The following is a 23,012-nucleotide window of genomic DNA, read 5'->3' as shown; positions in this document are numbered from 1 at the left end:
CTCGTCCGCCTCGTTCTCGTATCTTCGGTTCCCGCATCTGCGGGGCGAGTTGGTCGCCTTCACCGCCGAGGACGACGTGTGGCTCGCGCCGCTGGACGGCGGCAGGGCATGGCGGGTCAGCGCGGACAACGTGCCGGTGAACCACCCCCGTATCTCGCCCGACGGCGCCTTCGTCGCCTGGACCTCCACCCGCGACGGCGCACCCGAGGCGCACATCGCCCCGGTCGACGGCGGCCCCGCCAGACGCCTGACGTACTGGGGGAGTACGAGGACACAGGTGCGCGGCTGGACCCCGGACGGCGAGGTCCTCGCGCTCAGCACCCAGGGCCAGGCCAGTCTCCGCCGCACCTGGGCGCGCGCCGTCCCGCTCGACGGCGGACCGGCCACCACCCTGCCGTACGGGCCCGTCGGCGACGTCGCCCACGGCCCGCACACCGTGCTGCTGTCCGCGCCGATGGGCCGAGAGGCGGCCTGGTGGAAGAGGTACCGGGGCGGCGCGGCGGGCAAGCTGTGGATCGACCGTGAGGACACGGGGGAGTTCGTCCGGCTGCACGAGGCACTGGACGGCAACCTCGAATACCCGCTGTGGGTGGGGATGGGGGTACCCCCTGGTCGAGCGGACTCGAGAGCTTGGGGGAGGATCGCGTTCCTCTCCGACCACGAGGGCACCGGAGCGCTGTACTCCTCCCTCGCCGACGGCTCCGACCTGCGCAGGCACACCCCCCTGGAGGGGTTCTACGCGCGGCACGCGGCCACCGACGGCACCCGGGTCGTCTACTCCAGCGCCGGTGAACTGTGGCTCCTCGACGACCTGGACGGCGCCGAGCCGCGCCGGATCGACATCCGGCTCGGCGGGCCGCGCGTCGACCTCCAGCCCTATCCGCTGAGCGCCTCCCACTGGTTCGGCTCGGCGTCCCCCGACCACACCGCGCGCGGCAGCGCGGTCGCCGTGCGCGGCGCCGTCCACTGGGTCACCCACCGCTCCGGTCCCACCCGCGCGCTCGCCGCCGAGCCCGGCGTACGCACCCGGCTGCCGCGCACCTTCCGCGCCGAGGGCGAGGAGTGGGTGGTGTGGGTGACGGACGCCGAGGGCGACGACGCCCTGGAGTTCGCGCCCGCCACCGGACTCGCGCCCGGCGCGACCCCGCGCCGGCTGGGCGCCGGGCAACTGGGCCGTGTCCTGGAACTCGTCACCGCTCCCGACGGCAGCCGCGTCGCCGTCGCCTCCCACGACGGCCGGCTGCTGCTCGTCGAACGTGAGAGCGGCGAGGTGCGCGAGGTCGACCGCAGCGAGCACGGGGACGTGTGCGACCTCGCCTTCTCCCCCGACTCCGCCTGGCTGGCCTGGTCGCACCCCGGCCCGCGCCCCCTCAGCCAGCTCCGCCTCGCCAACACCACCGACCTGTCGGTCACCGACGCGACCCCGCTGCGCTTCCGGGACCACGCGCCCGCGTTCACCCTCGACGGCAAGCACCTCGCGTTCCTCTCCCACCGCTCCTTCGACCCGGTCTACGACGAGCACGTCTTCGACCTGGCGTTCGTCGAGAGCTCCCGCCCGCACCTGATCACGCTCGCCGCGGCGACCCCCTCGCCGTTCGGCCCGCAGCGGCACGGCCGGCCCTTCGAGACGCCCGACAAGGAGGAGACCCCGGACAGCGAGGGCGTCCCGGCGACCCGGATCGACCTGGAGGGCCTGGCCGACCGCATCGTGCCCTTCCCGGTCGAGGCCGCCCGCTACTCGAACCTGCGCGCCGCCAAGGACGGTGTGCTCTGGCTCAGGCACCCGGTGCGCGGAGTCCTCGGTGCCTCCCGCGCCACGCCGGACGACCCCGACCCGAAGACCGAGCTGGAGCGCTACGACCTCCTCCAGCAGCGCATCGAGCACCTCGCCGCCGACGCCGACCACTTCGCGGTCAGCGGCGACGGCAAGCGGGTCCTGCTGTGGACGGACGGCAAGCTGAAGGTCGTGCCCAGCGACCGGCGCGCCTCCGGCGACGAGGACAGCGACTCCAACATCACCGTCGACCTCGGCCGCGTCCGGCAGACCGTCGACCCGGCCGCCGAGTGGCGGCAGATGTACGAGGAGACCGGCCGCGTCATGCGGGACCACTTCTGGCGGCCGGACATGGGCGGCGTCGACTGGGACGGCGTCCTCGACCGCTACCGGCCCGTCCTGGACCGGATCGCCACCCACGACGACCTGGTCGACCTGCTGTGGGAGGTGCACGGCGAGCTGGGCACCTCCCACGCCTACGTCATACCGGCCGGCGGCTACGGGCACGGCACCCGGCAGGGACTGCTCGGCGCGGACATCTCCCGGCATGAGGACGGCAGTTGGCGCATCGACCGGATCCTGCCCTCGGAGACCTCCGACCCGCACGCGCGCAGCCCGCTCTCCGCGCCCGGCGTCGCGGTGCGCGCCGGGGACGCGATCGTCGCGGTCGGCGGGCGGCCGGTCGACCCGGTGGCCGGACCCGGCCCGCTGCTGGTCGGCACGGCGGACAAGCCGGTCGAGCTGACCGTCCTGCCGGCCGGCGGGGGCGACCCGCGGCACGCGGTCGTGGTCCCCGTCGCCGACGAGGAGCCCCTGCGCTACCACGCGTGGGTGGCCGGCCGCCGGGCCCATGTCCACGAGCGGTCCGGCGGCCGCCTCGGCTATCTGCACGTACCGGACATGCAGGCCCTCGGCTGGGCGCAGATCCACCGCGATCTGCGCGTGGAGGTGGCCCGCGAGGGACTCGTCGTCGACGTCCGCGAGAACCGCGGCGGCCACACCTCCCAGCTCGTGGTGGAGAAGCTGGCCCGGCGGATCGTCGGCTGGGACCTGCCGCGCGGCATGCAGCCGGAGAGCTACCCGCAGGACGCGCCCCGCGGTCCGGTCGTCGCCGTCGCCAACGAGTTCTCCGGCTCCGACGGCGACATCGTCAACGCGGCGATCAAGGCGCTCGGCATCGGACCGGTCGTCGGCACCCGCACCTGGGGCGGCGTGATCGGCATCGACAGCCGCTACCGCCTGGTGGACGGCACGCTGATCACCCAGCCCAAGTACGCCTTCTGGCTGGAGGGTCAGGGGTGGGGCGTGGAGAATCACGGCGTGGACCCGGACATCGAGGTGGCCCAGCGCCCGCAGGACCACGCGGCGGCCCTCGACGCCCCCCTGGACGAGGCGATCCGCCTCGCGCTGGAGGCACTGGAGACAACACCGGCGAAGACTCCGCCCGGTCTGCCATAAGCCGCGGGCATACGTGCCTCCCCCAAGCTCTTCGAGCAGGGGGACCCCCAGGGCGGCACGGGTGGGCGCGGGCGGCACTCCGCAAGCGCCGGGCTGCGCGCCCGCCCCCGCCGGGAAACACCGGGCAACCTGGAAATCAGCGCTCGGTAACATGCCCGTACTGGATCAAACCGAGGAGGCACCGCATGGCAGGGGAACCCCAGGACGACTGCCTGTTCTGCAAGATCGTCGCGGGACACGTCCCGGCCACGATCGTCCGCGAGACGGAGACGACCATCGCCTTCCGCGACATCAACCCCCAGGCGCCCACCCACGTCCTGGTGATCCCCAAGGCGCACTACAAGGACGCCGCGGCCCTCGCCGCCGGGGCCCCCGCCCTCGCCGCGGACGTCCTGCGTGAGACGCAGACGATCGCCGACGAGGACAAGCTGGACAGCTACCGCGTCGTGTTCAACACCGGCTCCGGCGCGGGCCAGACCGTCTGGCACGCCCACGCCCACGTCCTCGGCGGCCGCGGCCTTCAGTGGCCCCCCGGGTAGGCCGTCGTGTCCGTACGTGAACTGGTCGTCCTCGGCACCGCGAGCCAGGTGCCCACCCGGCACCGCAACCACAACGGCTACCTGCTGCGCTGGGACGGCGAGGGCATCCTGTTCGACCCCGGCGAGGGCACCCAGCGCCAGATGCTGCGCGCCGGGGTCGCGGCGCACGACCTGAACCGGATCTGCGTCACCCACTTCCACGGCGACCACAGCCTCGGCCTGGCCGGGGTGATCCAGCGGATCAACCTCGACCGGGTGCCGCACGAGATCACCGCGCACTACCCGCGTTCGGGCAAGCGCTTCTTCGACCGCCTGCGCTACGCCACCGCCTACCGCGAGACGGTCGGGCTCACCGAGGTCCCGGTCGACGCCGACGGCGTCCTCGCGACCACCCCGGCGTACACCTTCGAGGCCCGCCGGCTCTCCCACCCGGTGGAGTCCTTCGGCTACCGGCTGGTCGAGCCGGACGGGCGGCGCATGCTGCCCGAGCGGCTCGCCGCGCACGGGATCAAGGGCCCGGACGTGGGCCGCATCCAGCGCGACGGCTCCCTGGACGGGGTCCCGCTGGAGGCCGTCAGCGAGGTGCGGCCGGGACAGCGCTTCGCGTTCGTCATGGACACCCGGCTGTGCGAGGGCGTGCACGCGCTTGCCGAGGGCTGCGACCTGCTGGTCATCGAGTCGACCTTCCTCGACGAGGACGAGCCGCTGGCCGTCGAGCACGGCCACCTGACGGCTGGTCAGGCGGCGCGGGTGGCGCGGGACGCCGGTGTGCGACATCTGGTCCTCACCCACTTCAGCCAGCGGTACACCGGGCCCGAGGAGTTCGAGCGGCAGGCACGGGCGGCCGGGTTCGACGGCGAGCTGACCGTGGCGTACGACCTGCTCAGAGTGCCGGTCCCGAAACGGCGCTGACCAGGGACGTACGATGTTCCGATGCCTCTGCCGAAAGCCGAACTGCACCTGCACATCGAAGGCACCCTGGAGCCGGAGCTCGCGTTCGAGCTGGCCGCGCGCAATGGCGTCGAACTGCCGTACGCGGACACCGAAGCGCTCCGCGAGGCCTACCGGTTCGAGGACCTCCAGTCCTTCCTGAACCTGTACTACGAGCTCATGGCCGTCCTGCGCACCGAGCGGGACTTCGAGGACCTGGCCGACGCCTATCTCGCGCGGGCCGCCGCGCAGGGCGTCCGGCACGCGGAGATCTTCTTCGATCCGCAGGCCCACCTCTCCCGCGGTGTCGGCATGGACACGGTCGTCGAGGGACTGTGGCGGGCGCTGGGCCGCAGCGAGCGGCACGGGGTCTCCACCCAGCTGATCATGTGCTTCCTGCGCGACGAGTCCGCCGAGTCGGCCATGGAGACCCTGGACGCAGCCAAGCCGTACCTCGACCGGATCACCGGGATCGGCCTCGACTCGGCCGAGGCGGGTCACCCGCCGGCGAAGTTCCGCGAGGTGTACGAGGCCGCCGCCGCCCTCGGGCTGAGGCGCGTGGCGCACGCCGGTGAGGAGGGCCCGCCGGAGTACATCGCGCAGGCCCTCGACGTGCTCGGCGTCGAGCGCGTCGACCACGGGCTGCGCTGCATGGAGGACCCGGAGCTGGTCGCCCGCCTGGTGCGCGACCGGATCCCGCTGACCGTGTGCCCCCTGTCGAACGTCCGTCTCCGCGCGGTCGACACGCTGGCCGACCACCCGCTGCCCGCCATGCTGGACGCCGGCCTGCTGTGCACGCTCAACTCCGACGACCCGGCCTACTTCGGCGGCTACGTCGGCGACAACTTCCACGCCGTGCGCGACACCCTGGCCCTGGGCAAGGACCGGCTGCGCGAACTGGCCCGCAACTCCTTCCTCGCCTCCTTCCTGGAACACGACGAGGAGCGGCGCCGCCGGTACCTCGCCGAGGTCGAGGCGTACGAGTTCCCGTAGGGCCTCTCGCCAACGACCGCTCCCCGCACGCCCGTTGACGGAGCGTGTTCGCGTTTCTAAACTCCGTTCCCATACGTGGATGGCGTCTATGTGGGGAGATGGCCAGGGTGAGTCCGGAGACGAACACCGCGGGTCCGTCCGATGTGGTGCGCAGACTGCGGGACGGGATGGCGCACGGCGTGCTGTCCTTCCCGCTGACGGCGTTCCACGACGACGGCTCGCTCGACCCCGACGGCTGCCGTGCCTATCTGGCCGCCCAGCTCGCCACCGCACCCGGCGCCCTCTTCCCGGCCTGCGGCACCGGCGAGTTCTTCTCCCTGGACGAGGACGAGTACCGCCGGGTCGTCTCGATCGCCGTCGAGGAGGGGGCGGGCCGGGTGCCCGTGGTGGCGGGCACCGGCTACGGCTGGGCGCAGGCCGCGCGGTTCGCGCGCATCGCCGAGGAGGCCGGCGCCGACGCGCTCCTCGTCCTGCCGCACTACCTCGTCGCCGCCCCGCAGGACGGACTGGCCGCCCAGCTCGAACAGCTCGCCGCCCGCACCCGGCTGCCGCTCATCGCCTACCAGCGCGGACAGGTGGCGTACGGCCTGGAGACCTTCCGGCGCATCACGCGGATCCCCTCGGTCATCGGCCTCAAGGACGGCCGCTGCGACCTCGACGCCCTCCAGCGGCTCACCCTCGCCGCCCCCGAGGGCTTCCTGTTCTTCAACGGCGCCCCCACCGCCGAGATGCAGGCCCGCGCCTACGCCACCGTCGGCGTGGCCGCCTACTCCTCCGCCGTGCACGCCTTCGCCCCCGAGATCGCGAACGCCTTCTTCGCCGCGCTGCGATCCGGCGACGCCGGCTCCGCGGACAAACTGCTGCGCGACTTCTACGTCCCCTTCGTCGAACTGCGCGACCGGGTGCCCGGATACTCCGTGTCCCTGGTGAAGGCGGCCGCCCGGCTGCGCGGCCGCCCCGTCGGACCCGTGAGGGCCCCGCTCACCGAACCCTCGCCCGCCGACCTGGCCGACCTGCGGGAACTGCTCTCCGCGGGACTCGACATCGTGGGAGCCGCCCTGTGACCGGCGACCTGACCGTCAGCGAGGTACGGCTGACCCCGATCCTGATCGCCGACCCGCCGCTGCTGAACACCCAGGGCGTCCACCAGCCGTACACACCCCGCCTGATCGTGGAGGTGGTGACGGCGGACGGCATCACCGGATACGGCGAGACCTACGGCGACACCAAGTACCTGGAACTGGCCCGCCCGCTCGCCGACCGGCTGACGGGACGCCGGATCACCGACCTGAACGGCCTGTTCGGCCTCGATGTCGCCGTGGACGCCTCCCGGGTGGAGAACGCCGTCGACGTCGGCGGGCTGCGCGGCGTCCAGACCGCCGACAAACTGCGCCTGTCCGTCCTGTCCGGCTTCGAGGTCGCCTGCCTGGACGCCCTCGGCAAGGCGCTCGGCCTGCCCGTGCACGAGCTGCTCGGCGGCAAGGTGCGCGACTCCGTCGAGTACAGCGCCTATCTCTTCTACAAGTGGGCCGGGCATCCGGAGGGCGTCGCCTGCGAGAAGGACGACTGGGGCGCCGCGCTCGACCCGGCGGGGGTGGTCGAGCAGGCACGCGCGTTCACCGAACGCCACGGCTTCACCTCCTTCAAGCTCAAGGGCGGCGTCTTCCCGCCCGAGGAGGAGATCGCCGCCGTACGGGCCCTGGCGGAGGCCTTCCCGGGACACCCGCTGCGGCTGGACCCCAACGGGGCCTGGTCGGTGGAGACCTCCGTGGAGGTGGCCCGGCAGCTCGGGGACGTCCTGGAATACCTGGAGGACCCCGCCCTCGGCACGCCCGCCATGGCCGAGGTGGCCGCCCGGACCGGCGTGCCGCTGGCCACCAACATGTGCGTGACGACCTTCGCCGAGATCAGGGAGGCGTTCACCTCGAACGCGGTGCAGGTGCTGCTCTCCGACCACCACTACTGGGGCGGCCTGCGCAACACCCAGCAGCTCGCGGCCCTGTGCGCCGCCTTCGGCGTCGGCGTGTCGATGCACTCCAACACCCACCTGGGGATCAGCCTCGCCGCCATGACCCACGTGGCGTCCACCGTGCCCGGCCTCCACCACGCCTGCGACACCCACTACCCCTGGCAGTCGGAGGACGTCCTGACCGAGCGGCTCACCTTCGACGGCGGCCGGGTCGCCGTCCCCGACGGCCCCGGCCTCGGAGTCGAACTCGACCGGGACAGGCTGGCCTTCCTGCACCGCCGCTGGGCCGAGGACGACGGCCGGCTGCGCGACCGCGACGACGCGGCGGCGATGCGCGTCGCCGAACCGGGCTGGACCGCCCCGGCGACCCCCCGCTGGTAGGCGCGTCGGCGCTTCCCGGCCCGAGCGCCGACGTGTCGTCGGCGCTCTGGTGCACACTGGCCGGACCAGCACCACGCCAGGGAGCGCACCGTGACCGCGTCCAACACGTCCGCCGGGATCTCCGCCGAAGCGGGACCGGAGTACCCGGAGGACCGGGACGGCCCGGAGGACCGGGGCGGCCGGGAGTACATCGTCGGGGCGCCGCACGCCCACGTCGATCACCCGGTCGACCCGCTGGCCGGACTGCGCGCGGCGGACGACCCGCCCTGGGACGTGTACCTCACGGGCACCGTCTTCCTCGACATCGTCTTCACCGGACTCGAATCCGCCCCGGTGCGCGGGACCGAGTCCTGGGCGCGCGGGATGGGTTCGAGCCCCGGCGGGGTCGCCAACATGGCGACCGCGCTGGCCCGCCTGGGACTGCGGACGTCCCTGGCGGCGGCCTTCGGCGACGACCACTACGGCGACTACTGCTGGGACGCGCTGGAACAGGGCGAGGGCATCGACCTGTCCCCGTCCGGCACCGTGCCCGGCTGGCACTCGCCGGTCACCGTCTCCATGGCGTACGAGGGCGAGCGCACCATGGTCTCGCACGGCCACGAGCCGCCCCCGGAGGCCGTGTTCCTCCAGGAGGGCGCCCCGGCGTGCCGGCCCCGCGCGCGGGCCGCGGTGTCCTCCCTGACGCCGGGCCGGCGTTCCCCGTGGATCGCCCAGGCCGCGGCCGAGGGCACGCGCATCTTCGGTGACGTCGGCTGGGACGACACCGGCGCCTGGGACCTGGCCTCCCTGTCCGACCTGGAGCACTGCGAGGCGTTCCTGCCCAACGCCGCGGAGGCCATGCGCTACACGGGCACCGACTGTCCGCGCGCTGCCGCGCACGCGCTCACCGCGTACGTACCGCTCGCGGTGGTCACCCTCGGCTCCGAGGGCGCCTACGCGGTCGACCGGCGCACGGGTGAGAGCGCCGAGGTGCCCGCCATCGCGGTGGAGGCCCTGGACCCGACCGGCGCGGGCGACGTCTTCGTGGCCGGCTTCGTCACCGGCACCCTGGCCGGCTGGCCGCTGGCCGACCGGCTCGCCTTCGCCGGCCTCACCGCCGCCCTGTCCGTGCAGGAGTTCGGCGGCTCCCTGTCGGCCCCCGGCTGGTCCGAGATCGCCGCCTGGTGGCGCCGGGTGCAGTCGGTCGAGGGCCAGGACCCGGCGGCCCTGCGGCGGTACGCGTTCCTGGAGGCCCTGATTCCCGAGGCGAGCGTCGAGCCGTGGCCGCGGCGCCGGGCCGTGCCGACGATCGGATTCCGCAGGCCGGCCTGACCGGCGCGGTCGCATGCCGAGCCGCCCACGACCTGACTGGGAAGGTCGTTGACAGGTGACGTCCGCCGTCCGATCATCGGCGCGACCGAGCACGGTGAGGCAAGCAGCTCCGGCCTCCCGACTCCCACCGTCGAAGGACACGCGTCGTGCGCAGACCATCACGCAGCCCCGGAGTGCTCCTCGCCGTCCTCGGCCTTGTCCTCGCGCTGCCCGTCGCGTTGACCGTGCCGGAACCGGCCCGGGCGCGGACGCTGAAAGGGACCGCCGCCGACCCGCACGCGCCCCGGCTCACCCACTCCCCGGACCAGCTCACCCTGACCGTACCGGCGGACCGCACCACCCCCGGTTACGCATTACGGGTGACGAGGAATCAACTCGCCCTGACGACCACCCGTTCGGGCGCCACGGTTCTGGCCACCGCGGGAGGCGGCACCGGAGCACTGCGCTTCCGGACCGCCGGCACATGGCGGCACGCCACCCGCGTCACCGACTGGACCTGGAAGAACGGCACGCTCACCCTCACCGCCGCCACGACTGCGCCCGGCGCCACCGTACGGGCCCGCGTCACCCCGTCCGCCGACCGCTACCGGCTCGACTGGCAGGTCGTCGGCGCCGCCCCCGAACGCCTTGGCCTCGCCTACGACTTGTCCTCCGCCGGCCACTGGTACGGCCACGGCGAGACCCGGACCCCGCACGGCGGCCCCGCCACCGACCAGCCCTGGCCGCTCGACAGCGGGCAGGTCGCCGACCCGGCCTTCGGGCCCGCCTCCTACTACATGGTCGACCCGTTCTGGTACACGTCCTCCGCGGCCGGACTGCACGTGGACACCGGGCACGTCATGAACGTGGCCATCAACCAGGACGAGGACGGCCTCGGCCGCTTCGACATCGAGTCCGCGGGCCCCTACCGGGCAACCGTCTTCGTCGAGTCCACGCCGCTGGGGGTCTACCGCGACTACGTCGGCGTCGTCGGCAAGCCGGACAAGAGCGACGCCACCCCGCGGCAGTACGCCGAGCCGGTGTGGAACTCCTGGGCGCAGTTCTACACCCACGTCGACCAGGCGAGGCTCCTCGGCTACGCGCAGGACCTGCACGACCACGGGATCACCGGGCACACGCTCCAGCTCGACGACAAGTGGGAGTCCGACTACGGGAACATGACCTTCGACCCGAAGGCCTACCCGGACCCCGGGGCGATGTCCCGCCGGATCCACGGCCTCGGCTTCGACTTCGGCCTCTGGGTGACGCTGTGGATCAACCTGGACTCCGACCAGTACCGGTACGCGGCCGACCACGGCTATCTGCTGGGCACCGCCGCCGATCCCGCCGAGCCGTGCCGGGTCACCTGGTGGAACGGCACCGCCGGGATCGTCGACCTCGCCAACCCGGAGGCCAGGGCCTGGTACGAGGGCCGGCTCCGCGGCCTGATGAGCACCTACGGCGTCGACGGGCTGAAGTTCGACACCCGCTTCTTCGACGAGCGGTGCGTTCCCCGCGCCGGTCACCAGCCCACCGACTACCAGCGCCTCGGCGCTCAGCTCGCCGACAAGTTCGACCTCCAGGGCGTCGGCATCCGCGTCCACTGGGACACCACCGCGCACCGGGCCGGGTTCGTCACCCGCCAGCTCGACAAGGGCACCGGGTGGAACTCCCTGCGGGCCGCCGTGACGCAGAACCTCGCCATCTCCACCATCGGCTACCCCTTCGTGACCACCGACATGATCGGCGGCTCCAGCGGTCAGCCAGCCCCCACCGGTCAGGTCCTGGTCCGCTGGGCCCAGGCCGCGTCGCTGATGCCGCTCATGTACTCGTCCACGTCACCCGTCGACACCGTCGATGTGACGACCGGCCGGAAGGTGGTGTACGACGCGCGGACCGCCGGCCTCTACCGCGAGGCCATCGCCCGCCACGGCCGCCTCGCCCCCTACATCCGCGACCAGGTCAGGAACACACTGCGCACCGGCGACCCGATCATGCGCCCGCTCTTCTTCGACTTCCCGCACGACGAGCAGGCGTACACGATCACCGACGAGTGGATGCTGGGCCCCGCGATCCTGGCGGCCCCCCAACTGACCGACGCCCCCAGCCGCCCGGTCCACCTGCCCCCGGGCACCTGGTACGACGTGACCCACGCCCGCACCCTCCAGGGCCCCCGCACCCTCCCGGCCTACACGACCCCCCTGAACACGACCCCGGTCTTCATCGACCTGAACGCGAAGGGCGCGAAGAAGGCCCTGGGCGCCCTTACCGGGGCTCTCAGAAGCCGAGGCGGCGCAGCTGCTTGGGGTCCCGCTGCCAGTCCTTCGCGACCTTCACGTGAAGGTCGAGGAACACCGGTGTCCCCAGCAACGCCTCGATGTGCTTGCGGGACTTGATCCCGACTTCCTTCAGCCGCTTCCCCTTGGGGCCGATGATGATGCCCTTCTGGCTCGGCCGCTCGATGAACACGTTGGCGTGGATGTCGAGCAGCGGCTTGTCCGCGGGCCGGTCCTCACGGGGCAGCATCTCCTCCACCACCACCGCGATGGAGTGCGGAAGTTCGTCCCGCACACCCTCCAGCGCCGCTTCCCGGATCAGCTCGGCCACCATGACCTGCTCGGGCTCGTCCGTGAGGTCGCCCTCGGGGTAGAGCGCGGGCCCCTCGGGCAGCAGCGGGACGAGCAGGTCGGCCAGCAGGTCCACCTGCTTGTTGGCCGTCGCCGACACCGGCACGATCTCCGCCCAGGTGATCCCCAGTTCCTTGCCCAGCTGGTCGATCGCGATCAGCTGCTCGGCGAGCGTCTTGGAGTCCACCAGGTCCGTCTTCGTGACGATCGCGACCTTGGGCGTCTTCTTGATGCCGGCCAGCTCCTTGGCGATGAACCGGTCACCGGGGCCGACCTTCTCGTCGGCCGGCAGGCAGAAGCCGATCACGTCGACCTCGGCCCAGGTGGTCCGTACGACATCGTTCAGCCGCTCTCCCAGCAGGGTGCGCGGCTTGTGGAGGCCCGGTGTGTCCACCAGGATCAGCTGTGCCTCCGGGCGGTGGACGATGCCCCGCACGGTGTGCCGCGTCGTCTGCGGCCGGTTCGAGGTGATCGCCACCTTCTGCCCGACCAGAGCGTTCGTGAGGGTGGACTTGCCCGCGTTGGGGCGGCCCACGAAGCAGGCGAAGCCGGCCCGGTGGGAAGCCGCGACGGACTGCTCGGATGACTGGTTGCGAACGCTCATGGCGCCCATTGTCCCTGATCGACAAGCCCTGTCTGTACCAAGGGTGGTACGGGCCGCCCCGGCCGGAGACCCGGCCGGGGCGGCCCGTGCTCAGTCGGCGAGGCCCAGCCGGGCACGATCCCGCTGCTGGTTGATGAAGGCCATCGACAGGGCGCCCACGGCCAGCAGCAGCACGGCGGTGAGCACGAAGGCGTGGGTGAAGCCCAGCGCGCTCGTGGCCGCCGAGCCGACCAGGAATCCGGTGATGGCGGGAGCGAACAGGCCGCCGGTGCTGAGCAGGGCGTTGGTCACCTGGAGGACGGCGCCGCGCTGGCCGACCGTGGTCATCTCGGCCGCGACCAGGTAGGTCACCGCGAACAGGGCCGGAGCGGTGCCGAATCCGAAGGTGAAGGCGACGATGCGCACGGTGTCGTCGGGGACGAGGGCGCCGAGGAGCAGGGTGAGACCACTGAAGACGGTGGCGGAGGAGAGGACGACCCCGCGCGAGACCCGGGTCGGGACACCGCGGCCGTCGAGGACCTGGGTGATCCAGCTGAGCCCGACCGTGGCGACGGTGCCCCAGAGCGCGGGGAACACGATCATCGATCCGGCCTGCTGGGTGCCGTATCCCATGACCTTCTCGTAGTACGTGGGCAGCCACGACGTGGCCAGGGCGAAGGTCCAGTAGCCGAGGAAGGAGCAGAGCACGGCGAGGAGCCACGACGGGGTGAGGAAGGAGCGCCGGTACTTCACGGGCTGCGCGACGGGAGCGGTGCGACCGGGGTCGACGGGCGCCGTCCCCTCCATCTCGTGCTCGGCCTGCTCCGAGGTGTAGGGCCCCTCCTTCCCCAGCACCAGCCACAGCACCGCCCACACCACGCCGATGAACGCGAGGAAGACGAAGGTCGCCTGCCAGCCGAAGTCGGCCGCGATCCAGGAGAGCACGGGCGCGAAGCAGACGATGCCGAGCGTCACGCCGGAGGCGGCGAGAGCCGCGGGCGTGGCCCCCTTCTTCTTCGGGAACCACTGGTAGACGGAGTGCATCATCATCGGGGCCAGCGGGCCCTCGCCGGCGCCCAGCAGGACCCGGCTGAACCACAGTGCGGGCAGCGACGCGAAGACGAAGACCGGCACCTGGGCGAAGGCCCAGATGAGGCACAGGGCCAGCAGGATCCACTTCGACTTCACACGGTTGGCGATCGGCGCGGCGACCAGCTGGGCGACACCGAACAGGAAGAACACCGCGCTGCCGAGCAGACCGAACTGCTCGGGGGTGATGTGCAGATCCCGCATCACCGGTACGGCGACGATGCCGAGGATGGCCTTGTCCGCCCAGCTGATCATCATCAGGACCAGCAGCAGGACGGCCGTCAGCCAGCCGTAGGACGTGCGCTTCCTGGGGGTCCAGTGGCGGGGATCCGCGGGGTCCGGAACCGATGGGGCCGATGGCGGCGTGGCGAGGTGTTGCGTCATGGAAGCCTCCGGAGCGGAGACGGTCGCGAACGGACCGCTGGGAGCGAAGAGGGAGGGGCGGAGCCGCCGGCGGGCTGCCGACGGCTCCTGGAAGCCGTGACCCGTACCCGTCGTCGGGCGCGGGGCCGGTACGGGACGCGCGAGGCCTGAGCCTTGTCGCGGCCGGACGGGACGGAGAAGGCCGCGCGGCCGGGAGAGGGCCGGACGGGGCGAGAAGGCCGGCCGGGGCAGAGGGCCGGACGGGATGGAGAAGGGGGCGGCGCGGTGGTCAGGACCGCGGTGTGACCCGGACGGGCAGGGAGGCGAATCCGCGCAGGACGTTGTGGGTCAGCGGGACCGGCTCGCCGGTGAGTTCGATCGTGTCGACGCGGGCGGCGAGGGCTTTGAGTACGAGCTCGATCTCGAGCCGGGCGATGGGCTGCCCGACACACTGGTGGAGTCCCATGCCGAACGCGACGTGGCCGGACGCCTGCCGGTCCAGGTCGTACGTGTCGGCGTTCGCGCCCCACTTGCGCGGGTCGCGGTTGGCGGCGCCGATGAAGAGCAGCACCTTGGCGCCCGCCGGGATGTGGACGCCGCCCAGCACGCCTGGCGCCGTGGTCGTCCGGTGGAACTTCTGGAACGGGGACTCCAGGCGCAGCGCCTCGTCCACGGCGAACTTGGCGAGGGACGGGTCCTCGCGCAGTGCCGCCCAGGCCCGGGGCGAACGCGCCAGGCAGGCGAGGGTGTTGCCGATCCCGAAGACGGTGGTGTCGACCCCCGCGGACAGCAGGGCCCGCACCAGGAGCGCGGCCTGTTCGGCGGTGATCAGACCGTCCTGCACGCGGTCCCAGATGCGCGCGCCGAAGCCGGTGTCGTCGAGGTTCTCCCGGGCGCAGTTGCGCAGGATCGCGGCGCTGTGCTCGTCGGCGTGGGCGAAGGCCAGGTCGAAGATCTCGTTCTGCGGGCCGAACGCGTTGAAGACCATGTTGCCGTAGGGCAGCAGGTTCTCCCGGCCCTCCTGGGGGATGCCGACCGCGTCGGGGAAGACTCGCAGCGGGTACTTCTCCGCCAGGTCCTTGACCACGTCGAACTCGCGGCGGGCGACGAGCTCGTCGGCGATCTCCTCGGCAGGTCCGGTGAAACGTTCCCGCAGCGGCCGTACCGTCGCCGGGTTGATGACGCCGGTCAGCGCGCGCCGCATGACCGTGTGGATCGGCGGGTCGGACTCCAGGATGCTCGGCGGGCGCCATCCCGCGTCCTCGCGGATGTCGCGCGGGCCGAGACCGCCGGAGGAGCAGTACGTCTCGAAGTCGGTGAGGACCTCGTAGACCTCCTCGAAGCCGGCGACCGCGTACGCGCCGCACTTCTCCAGCCAGGTCACGGGGCCGGCCTCGCGCAGCCGCGTCAGCATCGGACAGGGGTCCGCGATGTTCGCCGGGGAGAAGGGGTCGTCCGGGAGCGTGACGACGCCCTCGGCAGGTGCGATGGTCATGAAGAGAACCTCTTTCGGTGCCGGTCTGTCACAGATCGAGGACGAGTCGGCCGCAGCCCGCCGCCGCACGGGAGACGCAGATCATCATGGTCGCGCCCCCGTCCTGGTCGTCCTGGGTGAGCACCGCGTCCCGGTGCTCCGGCTCGCCCGAGACGACGGTGGTCTCGCAGGTGCCGCACAGGCCCTGCCGGCACGAGGACAGCACGCGGACACCGACGTCCTCGACCGCCTCCAGGATCGTGCGGTCGGTGGGCACCGAAACGGTCTTCCCGCTGCGTGCGAGTTCGACCTCGAACGGTTCGGCCACGGACCCGGGGCCCAGCGCGGTCGCCGCGAACCGCTCGGTGTGCAGTGAGCCGGGCGGCCATCCCATGCACAGGTCCTCGACCGCGCGCAGCATCCCGCCCGGCCCGCAGGCGTACACCAGCATGTGGGCCCGGGGCAGGGCCAGCACGCCCGCCAGGTCCATGCGGCCGCGCTCGTCCTCGGCGACGACGTCGACCCGGTCGCCGTACGTGCCGACCAGCTGCTCGGCGAAGGCCATGCTGCCGCGCGACCGTCCGCCGTAGACCAGGCGCCAGTCCTTGCCCGCCTCCGCCGCCCGCTCGATCATCGGGATGATCGGGGTGATGCCGATGCCGCCGGCCAGGAAGAGGTACTTCCGGGAGTCCCTGACCGGGAAGTTGTTGCGCGGCTCGGAGATCTCCAGCGTGTCGCCGGGGCGTACGTTCCCGTGGATCCAGCGGGAGCCGCCCCGCGAGCCGGGGACGTCGAGGACGGCGACACGCAGGTGCGACAGGTCGTCGGGGGAGGAGCACAGGGAGTACTGCCGCACGTACTGGTCGCCGAGGTGGACGTCGATGTGGGCGCCGGGCTCCCACGGCTGGAAGGGCGACCCGTCCGGGGTCACGAGGACCAGGGAGACGACACCGTCGGCGATCCGGTCCACGCGTTCCGCGATCACCTCGCGGGTGCTGGCCCCGACGCCGCGGCGGTCCGCGCGCGCACTGAGTCCGCCCATCTGAAGCCTGCTTTCTCACGTGGTCCTCGGGGGCCGGGCGAACCGTGTCGCACCGGTGCGGGAATGTTAGGTAGCGCGGAGCGCCTTTCCCCGAGGCTTTCCACTCAGTAGAAACCGTCATGGGCGCCCTGGTCGACGTGTCCCTGCTCACCGCTATTCCGACCTGCGGCTTCCCGGAATTTCCCGAGGGCTTTCCTTCGCCTCCCACGGGTCGTACTGTGCGGTTTCATGAGCTCTCAGGACAAGCGGCCCACCGAGCGGGAGGCGTTGCCGGCGGGATCCGCGGGGGCGGCGCCGAAATCCGTCGCCGCCCGTGCGCTGAGGATCCTGGACACCTTCGACTCGGAGCACTACGAGCTGTCCCTGAGCGACATCTCCCGCCGCAGCGGGCTGCCGGTGGCCACCTGCCACCGGCTCGTCCGTGAGCTCGTCGAGTGGGGCGGCCTGCTGCGGACCGGTGGCCGGTACCGCATCGGCCACAAGCTGTGGTCCCTGGGGCTGCTGTCCGAGAGCCACCACGGCCTCGCCGAACTGGCCGCGCCCTACATGCACGACGTGCTCTTCCTGACCAAGCACGTGGTCAACCTCTTCGTCCTCGACGGCGCCCACGCCCTGCTGCTCGAACGGATCTCCGGGACCCAGCCAGGTCCGGCCCTGCACCGGGTGGGCGACCGCCTCGCCCTGCACGCCAGTGCCGGAGGGAAGGCGTTCCTCGCCTACGGACCGCCGGAACTCGCGCGGGCCGCCCTGGCCAACCCGCAGCGGCTCACCCCGCACACCGTGATCGACCCGACCCGGCTGCGCCGTGAACTCGAACAGGTCCGTCGCAAGGGCTACGCCATGACCCTGGAGGAGGCGGTCGAGGGGGCGCACGGCATCGCGGTGCCGGTCACCGCCGTCGGCGGCGGTGTCATCGCGGCCCTCGGCGTGGTCACCGTCGGAACGCGCCCCCGACCGGCCGGGATCGTCCCGGTCCTGCAGATCGCCGCCCGAAGCATCGCCCGGGAGGCGGGCCGCCTGGCCGCGTAGCGCCGGCACGGCCGAGCAAGGCGGGGGCCTGGGCCCTGCCGCCGGGCGCAGGCAGGCCCGCGTTCGCGGTGCGGCGTCGGCGGTGCGGCGGTTCGCCCGGGTCGGGCGCCGGCGTTCGCGTGGGATGGGCGCTTCACAGGGACGGGGGTGCGCGGCCGGGCGTCGGCGGTGCGGGCATCCGCCTGGGACGCGGGTGTTGGCGGTACGGGAGTTCGTGCGGGGCAGGCATACGCCCGGGACGCGGGGCCTCGGTGGTGCGGGAGTTCTCGCGGTGCGGGCATACGCGCGGGACGCGGGCGTTGGCGGTGCGGGGGTTGGTGGTGCGGGCAACCGCCTGGGACGCGGGCGTTGGCGGCGAAGGGGCTGGCGGGATGGGCATACGCGTGGGTCGGGCGTTGGCGGTGACGGAGGCTCGGGCGGACCGGCGTTCGGGGCGTGGGTGTTCGCGCGGGGCCGGTGTTCGCGGAAGGGTGTTCGCGCGGGGCCGGTGTTCGCGGAAGGGTGTTCGCGCGGGGCCGGTGTTCGCGGAAGGGCGCTTGCGCGGGGCCGGTGTTCGCGGAAGGGTGTTCGCGCGGGGCTGGCGTTCGCGGAAGGGCGCTCGCGCGGGGCTGGCGTTCGCGGAAGGGCGCTCGCGCGGCGCCGGTGTTCGCGGGACGGGCGCTTGCGGTGCGGGTGTCCGCCGGACGGGCGTCGTGACGCAAGGGCGCGTGCGCCGCGGGTGCCGTGCGAGGTCGGCGATTCGCGGTAAGGACCCCGGTAGGAGCTCGCGGGCCGGCACATCGCGCGCGGCAGGCGTCGTAGGGCGGCGGATCCGGCGGCGGAGCCTGCGGCTCACGCCCCGCCGGTCAGCAGCAAGGGCAGGCTGATCAGGGCCGTGGCGACCGTCGTCGCCGCGGTCAGGGCCATCGCCGCGGGCGGCGGAGGCGCGGTCTCCCGCCGCATGCCGCCGACGAGGAAGGTCACGGCCGTGGCCGTGGCCGCGCAGACCGCGCACGCCCAGCCCAGCGGAGAGGAGCCGCTCGCCGCCGTGTGCACGAGCAGCAGCGCACCCACCGTCTGGGACATGGTCGTCCGCCGCCAGGCGAGGCGGGTGCGCTCGGGTTGCAGTCCCGGGTCCCGCCGCCTCACGCGGGCCCGCCGGCCCAGACCAGCACCGTGGTGAACGACGCGATGGCCGTGATCACGGTCGCCAGCACGGGCAGCAGCCAGGAGCCGGGCAGCGGCGCGTCACGCCGGATCGCTCGCTGGACGCGCCGCCAGTGCGGATAGGCCCCACCCGTGATCACGACGGCCAGCAGCGCGCACACGACCGCGAGGAGTTCCCGCGCGTGCGGGATCGTGAAGGCCGGTACGAGCTGCCGCACCGCCACCGCCGCCGCGAGCAGGCTGACACCGGTACGGATCCAGGCCAGGAAAGTGCGCTCGTTGGCGAGCGTGAACCGGTAGTCGGGTTCCTTCTCCCCGCCGTCCCCGCCGACCCCGCCGTTCCCGTCCTCGCGTCCCCGGCCACTGTCCGAGCCCATGCCGTTCTCCCGCTTCCTTCCCGCGCCGTTCCACACCTGTCGGCACCCGCCGACACCCACGTACGCCCGTTCAAATCCCCGCGCGGACCGCGGGATCCGTGGCGACGGAGAACCGCGCGCCGCTCGTGGCGACGTCGATCGGGCCGTCGTACGTCGACGCGGCCTCGGCACGCCAGTACTCGGCGTCCGCCAACCCCGCGAAGTGGGACAGCACCAGGCGCCGCGCTCCGGCGGCCTTGGCGATCCGGCCCGCCCCGGCCGGCGGGGTGTGCGAGTTCTCCTGGTGGGCCAGGAAGGCCGCGGAGAAGCCACGGCTGCGGTAGAAGCCGAGGTTGACGGCCTCGTGGACGAGGATATCGGTGCCCTCGGCCAGCCGGGCGAGGTTCGCCGACTCGGCCGTGTCTCCGGAGAACGTGATCGACCCGTACGCGGAGTCGATCCGGTAGGCGAGGGCCGGGTGCACCGGCGGGTGGTCCACCAGGACGGCGGTCACCGTGATCCGCTCGTCGGCGTACACCTCGAACGGTTCCCCGGCGGCAGCCGAGCCCCTGGCCGGGGCGGCCACCTCCGAGGCGCGCACCAGGTCCGCCAGCGGCGGCCGGTCCTCGTCGCCCGCCCGGATGGCGATGTCGTAGGAGAACGCGTCCAGAACGGAGGCCACGAGGCGGTCCGTACCGGCGAGGTGCCGGGTGCCGTCGTCCGGGTCGGGGCCGGGGCCGATGATGTCGACCGGAGTGGAGAAGCCGTTCACCGGCCGCCCCCAGTTCCACAGCAGGAACCCCGGGAGCTCGATCACGTGGTCGGAGTGCAGGTGCGTGATGAATCCCGCCCGGAACCGCTGCCCCCGCAGACCGGCCTCGCCCGCGGCACGGGTGCAGCCGATGCCGAAGTCGACGAGGTAGAAGACGTCGTCGACGACGACCGCGCTGGCGATGCCGTGCTCGGGGCCTCGGATGGCGGGCCCGGCGGCGACGCCGAGCGTGATGAGGTCCATGCCGCGCTGTGCGGACGTGGTGTCGGTCACCGACGCTGTCCTTCCGTTACGGGGGCCGCCTCGTGCGGTGCCGGGGTGTGGTGGGGACGGGCGTTGACGGTCCGGGGTTCGAGGTACTCCTCCAGTCCCCAGCGGCCGCGCTCACGTCCGAGGCCGGAGGCCTTCCAGCCGCCGAACGGGGCGTCCGGCTCCACCTGGGTGTGCTGGTTGATCCAGACCGTGCCGGCCTCGATGTCCGCCGCCACCGCGTGGGCGCGGTCCAGGTCCGGCGACCACACCGAGGCGCCGAGCCCGAAGTCCTGTGCGTTCAGGCCGTCGATCGTCGTCCGGAGGTCGTCGTAGGCCACGACCGGCAGGGCGTTGCCGAACTGCTCGGCGTCGACGAGGTCCATGCCGACCTCGGCGTCCGTGACGATCGTCGGTTCGAGGAAGTGACCGGGCAGGTCGCAGCCGCGTCCGCCGCCCGCCGCGACCCGCGCCCCGGCGGCGACGGCGCCGTCGACCAGGCCGCGGACGATGCCGTGCTGGGCGGCCGAGTGCATCGGGCCCATGGTCGACCCGGCCGCCACCCCGTGACCGAGCCGGTGCCGGGCGACGGCCTCGGCCATGGCCTCGACCAGTTCGTCCCGCAGGCCGCGCGGCACGAAGACCCGCTTGACGGCCATGCACACCTGCCCCGCGTTGCGGAAGGCCGAACCGACGATGCCGGACGCGGTCGTCTCGACGTCCGCGTCCGGCAGGACGATCGCGGGGTCGTTCCCGCCGAGTTCCAGGGTGACGCGCTTGACCGTGGCGGCCGCCTGGGCGGCCACCGCGGTGCCGACCTCCGTCGACCCGGTGAACGAGATCTTCCGGACGCCGGGCAGGGCGCTCAGCGCCACGTTGACCGCGCGGCCGGGGCTGGTGCGGTACTGCAGCACACCGGCGGGCAGGACCCGGTTCATGAGGTCGACCAGCGCCATGGTGGACAGCGGTGTCGTGGCGGAGGGCTTGGCGATGACGGTGCACCCGGCGGTCAGCGCGGGGGCGAGTTTCACGCACAGCAGGGAGATGGGGAAGTTCCACGGCGTGATGGTGCCGACTACGCCCACGGGCCGGTAGTGCACCTCGACCTTGCGGTCGGCCCGGTCGGGCAGCCGCTCCACCTCGGCCCAGGCGAGCGCGGCGTAGTGGTCCAGCAGCCCGGCGCCGACCCGGAACTCGCCGACGGCCTCGGCCAGGACCTTGCCCTGTTCCAGGGACAGCAGCCGTCCGAGTTCGTCCTCGTGGGCGCGGACGAGGTCCGCGCAGGCGTGCAGCGCGGCCCGCCGGGCCGCGCGGTCCGCGGCCCACGCCGGTGCGGCGGCCCGCGCGGCGGCGATCGCCTGCCGTACCTCGTCCTCGCCGTGCACCGGGGCCCGGCCGACCGGCTCCAGCGTGGCCGGGTCGTGTACGGCGTACGTCTCTTGGGCCATCGGCGTGCTCCTGGTCGGGGGAGGGGACGGGATGTCACGATCCCCGCAGGTCACACCTTGGGCAAGCAGGTCATCCACTCAGTGGAAAGCGGACCGTGTCACGGCTGCCGGCTCACCCCTGAGCGCCGCGGAGTTTTCCACAGGGTGGAAAGTGGGCTTGTCACGGACGCCGCTTCACCCGGAGGCTCGGCCCGCGGACCCCTGGTCATTCGTCATCCGTACATTCCGCCGACGAACAAGTGAGAGCCATGACGAACAACACGCAGTTGCCCGTGGTCGTGACCGGGGTCGCCTCCGGCATCGGAGCGGCGGCCGCCCGTCTGCTCGCCGGCAGGGGCCTGCCCGTCGTCGGAATCGACCGATCGGTGCCCGAGTCCTTCGCGGGGACCTTCGTGCGGGCCGACCTGTCCACGCCCGCCGGCGCGCACATGGCCGCGCGGAGCGTACTGGCCGCCGCGCCGGACGGGCTCGCGGGGCTCGCCAACATCGCCGGGGTGCCCGGAACGGCGCCCTGGCGGACGGTGCTCGGCGTCAACGTCTTCGGCCTGCGGGAACTGACCGCCGCTCTCGCACCGGCGATCCGGGAAGGAGGCTGCGTCGTCAACCTGTCCTCGGCCGTGGCCACCGCCTGGGAGCGGAACCTGCCGGCGGTACGGGCCTTCGCCCTGGCCGCCGACACCGAGGTGGCGCTCGACGCCGTGGCCCTGGATGAGAGCGTCACCGGTCACTCGTACCGGTTCTCCAAGGAGTGCGTGCGGTACCTCACCGAACACCTCGCGGCCGAGTACCTGCCCCGCAGGATCCGGGTGACCTCGGTCAGCCCGGGGCCCGTGGCCACGCCGATCCTCGACGACTTCAAGCGGGACCACGGCGTCGCCAAGGTCGAGGGAGCCGGCGCCCTGCTCGGACGGTTCGGGGAGGCGGCGGACATCGCCGATGTCGTGGCCTTCCTTCTGAGCGACTCCGCGGCCTGGATCAACGGCACCGACATCCGCGTGGACGGCGGTCTGACGGCCTACCGCACCGTCCAGGAGGCCTCCGGGGCCGCCTCCACCGACTGACCCGTGCCGCAGGACCACGCGGGGCCCGCCACCGGACCCCGCCCGGCGGGCCTCAGCCGTCCTGGCCCGGCGGGCCTCAGCCGTCCTCGCCCGCCGGCCGGGTGAGCCGTACGGTGCCGTCGGGTCCGGCCAGCAGAACCGGCGTCTTCGCACCGCCCAGGTCCCGTACGGCGGCCAGGTCCTCGGGGGCGATCTCCTCCGCCTCGCCGACCACCGCCGCCGCCTCCAGCGACGTCGCCCCGGACGCGACGGCCATCGCCACCGCCGTCCGCAGGGCGCTCAGCCGCAGTGAGGCGAGGCTCACCGACCCGGCGACATACGTACGCCCCGTCTCGTCCCGTACGGCCGCGCCCTCCGGCACACCGTTGCGGGCCCGTGCCGAACGGGCCAGAGTGACGATCTTGAGGTCCTCGGGATCAAGCGCGTTGGTCTCGGTCAT

Annotated in this window: 19 protein-coding genes; 10 read left to right on the top strand and 9 right to left on the bottom strand. The window is 72.9% G+C overall.

Features of this window, described 5'->3' with window-relative positions:
• Nucleotides 1–49: 49 nt before the first annotated feature.
• The 8 genes from OIE49_RS12655 (at nt 50) to OIE49_RS12620 (ending at nt 11,730) form a co-directional block, all read left to right on the top strand.
• Nucleotides 50–3,232, top strand: coding sequence for a S41 family peptidase (locus OIE49_RS12655; RefSeq protein WP_326806209.1), 3,183 nt, complete (start codon nt 50–52; stop codon nt 3,230–3,232).
• A gap of 185 nt (nt 3,233–3,417) precedes the next feature.
• Nucleotides 3,418–3,771, top strand: a complete 354-nt coding sequence (locus tag OIE49_RS12650; RefSeq protein ID WP_100566904.1) for a histidine triad nucleotide-binding protein — start codon at nt 3,418–3,420, stop codon at nt 3,769–3,771.
• 6 nt (nt 3,772–3,777) lie between these two features.
• The gene (locus OIE49_RS12645; protein ID WP_326802402.1) at nt 3,778–4,683 is read left to right on the top strand and encodes a ribonuclease Z; all 906 of its coding nucleotides are present in this window, start codon (nt 3,778–3,780) and stop codon (nt 4,681–4,683) included.
• A gap of 21 nt (nt 4,684–4,704) precedes the next feature.
• Nucleotides 4,705–5,694: an adenosine deaminase gene (locus tag OIE49_RS12640; protein ID WP_326802401.1), complete on the top strand. Its 990-nt coding sequence runs from the start codon at nt 4,705–4,707 to the stop codon at nt 5,692–5,694.
• A gap of 98 nt (nt 5,695–5,792) precedes the next feature.
• Nucleotides 5,793–6,758 (top strand): 5-dehydro-4-deoxyglucarate dehydratase, encoded by a 966-nt coding sequence (locus tag OIE49_RS12635; RefSeq protein ID WP_326802400.1) that lies wholly within the window; start codon nt 5,793–5,795, stop codon nt 6,756–6,758.
• Nucleotides 6,755–8,044 (top strand): glucarate dehydratase family protein, encoded by a 1,290-nt coding sequence (locus OIE49_RS12630; protein ID WP_326802399.1) that lies wholly within the window; start codon nt 6,755–6,757, stop codon nt 8,042–8,044. The genes OIE49_RS12635 and OIE49_RS12630 overlap by 4 nt, the downstream gene beginning before the upstream one ends.
• 189 nt (nt 8,045–8,233) lie before the next feature.
• Nucleotides 8,234–9,355 (top strand): carbohydrate kinase family protein, encoded by a 1,122-nt coding sequence (locus OIE49_RS12625; RefSeq protein WP_326806208.1) that lies wholly within the window; start codon nt 8,234–8,236, stop codon nt 9,353–9,355.
• A 146-nt stretch (nt 9,356–9,501) separates the two neighbouring features.
• A complete protein-coding gene (locus OIE49_RS12620; RefSeq protein ID WP_326802398.1) occupies nt 9,502–11,730 on the top strand; it encodes a glycoside hydrolase family 31 protein in 2,229 nt (742 codons plus the stop codon).
• On the opposite strand, the gene era is transcribed toward OIE49_RS12620, so the two are convergent.
• From era to OIE49_RS12600, 4 genes are all read right to left on the bottom strand, one after another.
• Entirely contained in the window at nt 11,612–12,565 is a 954-nt protein-coding gene (gene era / locus OIE49_RS12615; protein WP_326802397.1) for a GTPase Era, read from the bottom strand. The genes OIE49_RS12620 and era overlap by 119 nt on opposite strands.
• A 90-nt stretch (nt 12,566–12,655) precedes the next feature.
• The gene (locus OIE49_RS12610; RefSeq protein WP_326802396.1) at nt 12,656–14,017 is read right to left on the bottom strand and encodes an MFS transporter; all 1,362 of its coding nucleotides are present in this window, start codon (nt 14,015–14,017) and stop codon (nt 12,656–12,658) included.
• A 268-nt stretch (nt 14,018–14,285) separates the two neighbouring features.
• Nucleotides 14,286–15,491 carry a cytochrome P450 gene (locus OIE49_RS12605; protein WP_326802395.1) on the bottom strand — a complete coding sequence of 402 codons (1,206 nt, stop codon included), beginning with the start codon at nt 15,489–15,491 and terminating at the stop codon, nt 14,286–14,288.
• Between the two features lie 28 nt (nt 15,492–15,519).
• Nucleotides 15,520–16,512, bottom strand: coding sequence for a PDR/VanB family oxidoreductase (locus tag OIE49_RS12600; RefSeq protein WP_326802394.1), 993 nt, complete (start codon nt 16,510–16,512; stop codon nt 15,520–15,522).
• A gap of 228 nt (nt 16,513–16,740) precedes the next feature.
• On the opposite strand from OIE49_RS12600, the gene OIE49_RS12595 reads away from it, so the two are divergent.
• On the top strand, nt 16,741–17,541 hold the full coding sequence (locus tag OIE49_RS12595) for an IclR family transcriptional regulator (protein WP_326802393.1): 801 nt from the start codon (nt 16,741–16,743) through the stop codon (nt 17,539–17,541).
• 831 nt (nt 17,542–18,372) lie between these two features.
• On the opposite strand, the gene OIE49_RS12590 is transcribed toward OIE49_RS12595, so the two are convergent.
• The 4 genes from OIE49_RS12590 to OIE49_RS12575 form a co-directional block, all read right to left on the bottom strand.
• Nucleotides 18,373–18,669 carry a DUF202 domain-containing protein gene (locus OIE49_RS12590; RefSeq protein ID WP_326802392.1) on the bottom strand — a complete coding sequence of 99 codons (297 nt, stop codon included), beginning with the start codon at nt 18,667–18,669 and terminating at the stop codon, nt 18,373–18,375.
• Nucleotides 18,666–19,064 carry a YidH family protein gene (locus tag OIE49_RS12585; RefSeq protein ID WP_326802391.1) on the bottom strand — a complete coding sequence of 133 codons (399 nt, stop codon included), beginning with the start codon at nt 19,062–19,064 and terminating at the stop codon, nt 18,666–18,668. Before OIE49_RS12585 ends, OIE49_RS12590 begins: the two co-directional genes overlap by 4 nt.
• Nucleotides 19,065–19,134: 70 nt before the next feature.
• On the bottom strand, nt 19,135–20,088 hold the full coding sequence (locus OIE49_RS12580) for an MBL fold metallo-hydrolase (protein ID WP_326802390.1): 954 nt from the start codon (nt 20,086–20,088) through the stop codon (nt 19,135–19,137).
• The gene (locus tag OIE49_RS12575) at nt 20,085–21,512 is read right to left on the bottom strand and encodes an aldehyde dehydrogenase family protein (RefSeq protein WP_326802389.1); all 1,428 of its coding nucleotides are present in this window, start codon (nt 21,510–21,512) and stop codon (nt 20,085–20,087) included. Before OIE49_RS12575 ends, OIE49_RS12580 begins: the two co-directional genes overlap by 4 nt.
• A 248-nt stretch (nt 21,513–21,760) precedes the next feature.
• Between OIE49_RS12575 and OIE49_RS12570 the strand changes: the two genes are divergently transcribed.
• Complete coding sequence (locus OIE49_RS12570; RefSeq protein ID WP_326802388.1) at nt 21,761–22,573, top strand: SDR family oxidoreductase; 813 nt, start codon at nt 21,761–21,763, stop codon at nt 22,571–22,573.
• A gap of 76 nt (nt 22,574–22,649) precedes the next feature.
• Here the strand turns inward: OIE49_RS12570 and OIE49_RS12565 are convergent, their stop codons facing one another.
• Nucleotides 22,650–23,012: a cytidine deaminase gene (locus OIE49_RS12565; RefSeq protein WP_100566918.1), complete on the bottom strand. Its 363-nt coding sequence runs from the start codon at nt 23,010–23,012 to the stop codon at nt 22,650–22,652.

The organism is Streptomyces sp. NBC_01788 (assembly GCF_035917575.1).
Taxonomy (GTDB): Bacteria; Actinomycetota; Actinomycetes; order Streptomycetales; family Streptomycetaceae; genus Streptomyces.
The sequence above is the reverse complement of the archived record's forward strand: the minus strand, read 5'-3'. Positions and strand labels throughout refer to the sequence as shown.

Excerpts from the sequence above, each read along its gene's own strand:
- OIE49_RS12600 (WP_326802394.1), bottom strand. The coding sequence starts at position 16,512 with ATGGGCGGACTCAGTGCGCGCGCGGACCGCCGCGGCGTCGGGGCCAGC.
- OIE49_RS12605 (WP_326802395.1), bottom strand. The coding sequence starts at position 15,491 with ATGACCATCGCACCTGCCGAGGGCGTCGTCACGCTCCCGGACGACCCC.
- OIE49_RS12650 (WP_100566904.1), top strand. The coding sequence starts at position 3,418 with ATGGCAGGGGAACCCCAGGACGACTGCCTGTTCTGCAAGATCGTCGCG.
- OIE49_RS12575 (WP_326802389.1), bottom strand. The coding sequence starts at position 21,512 with ATGGCCCAAGAGACGTACGCCGTACACGACCCGGCCACGCTGGAGCCG.
- OIE49_RS12565 (WP_100566918.1), bottom strand. The coding sequence starts at position 23,012 with ATGACCGAGACCAACGCGCTTGATCCCGAGGACCTCAAGATCGTCACT.
- OIE49_RS12610 (WP_326802396.1), bottom strand. The coding sequence starts at position 14,017 with ATGACGCAACACCTCGCCACGCCGCCATCGGCCCCATCGGTTCCGGAC.
- OIE49_RS12585 (WP_326802391.1), bottom strand. The coding sequence starts at position 19,064 with ATGGGCTCGGACAGTGGCCGGGGACGCGAGGACGGGAACGGCGGGGTC.
- era (WP_326802397.1), bottom strand. The coding sequence starts at position 12,565 with ATGAGCGTTCGCAACCAGTCATCCGAGCAGTCCGTCGCGGCTTCCCAC.
- OIE49_RS12635 (WP_326802400.1), top strand. The coding sequence starts at position 5,793 with ATGGCCAGGGTGAGTCCGGAGACGAACACCGCGGGTCCGTCCGATGTG.
- OIE49_RS12640 (WP_326802401.1), top strand. The coding sequence starts at position 4,705 with ATGCCTCTGCCGAAAGCCGAACTGCACCTGCACATCGAAGGCACCCTG.
- OIE49_RS12570 (WP_326802388.1), top strand. The coding sequence starts at position 21,761 with ATGACGAACAACACGCAGTTGCCCGTGGTCGTGACCGGGGTCGCCTCC.
- OIE49_RS12595 (WP_326802393.1), top strand. The coding sequence starts at position 16,741 with ATGAGCTCTCAGGACAAGCGGCCCACCGAGCGGGAGGCGTTGCCGGCG.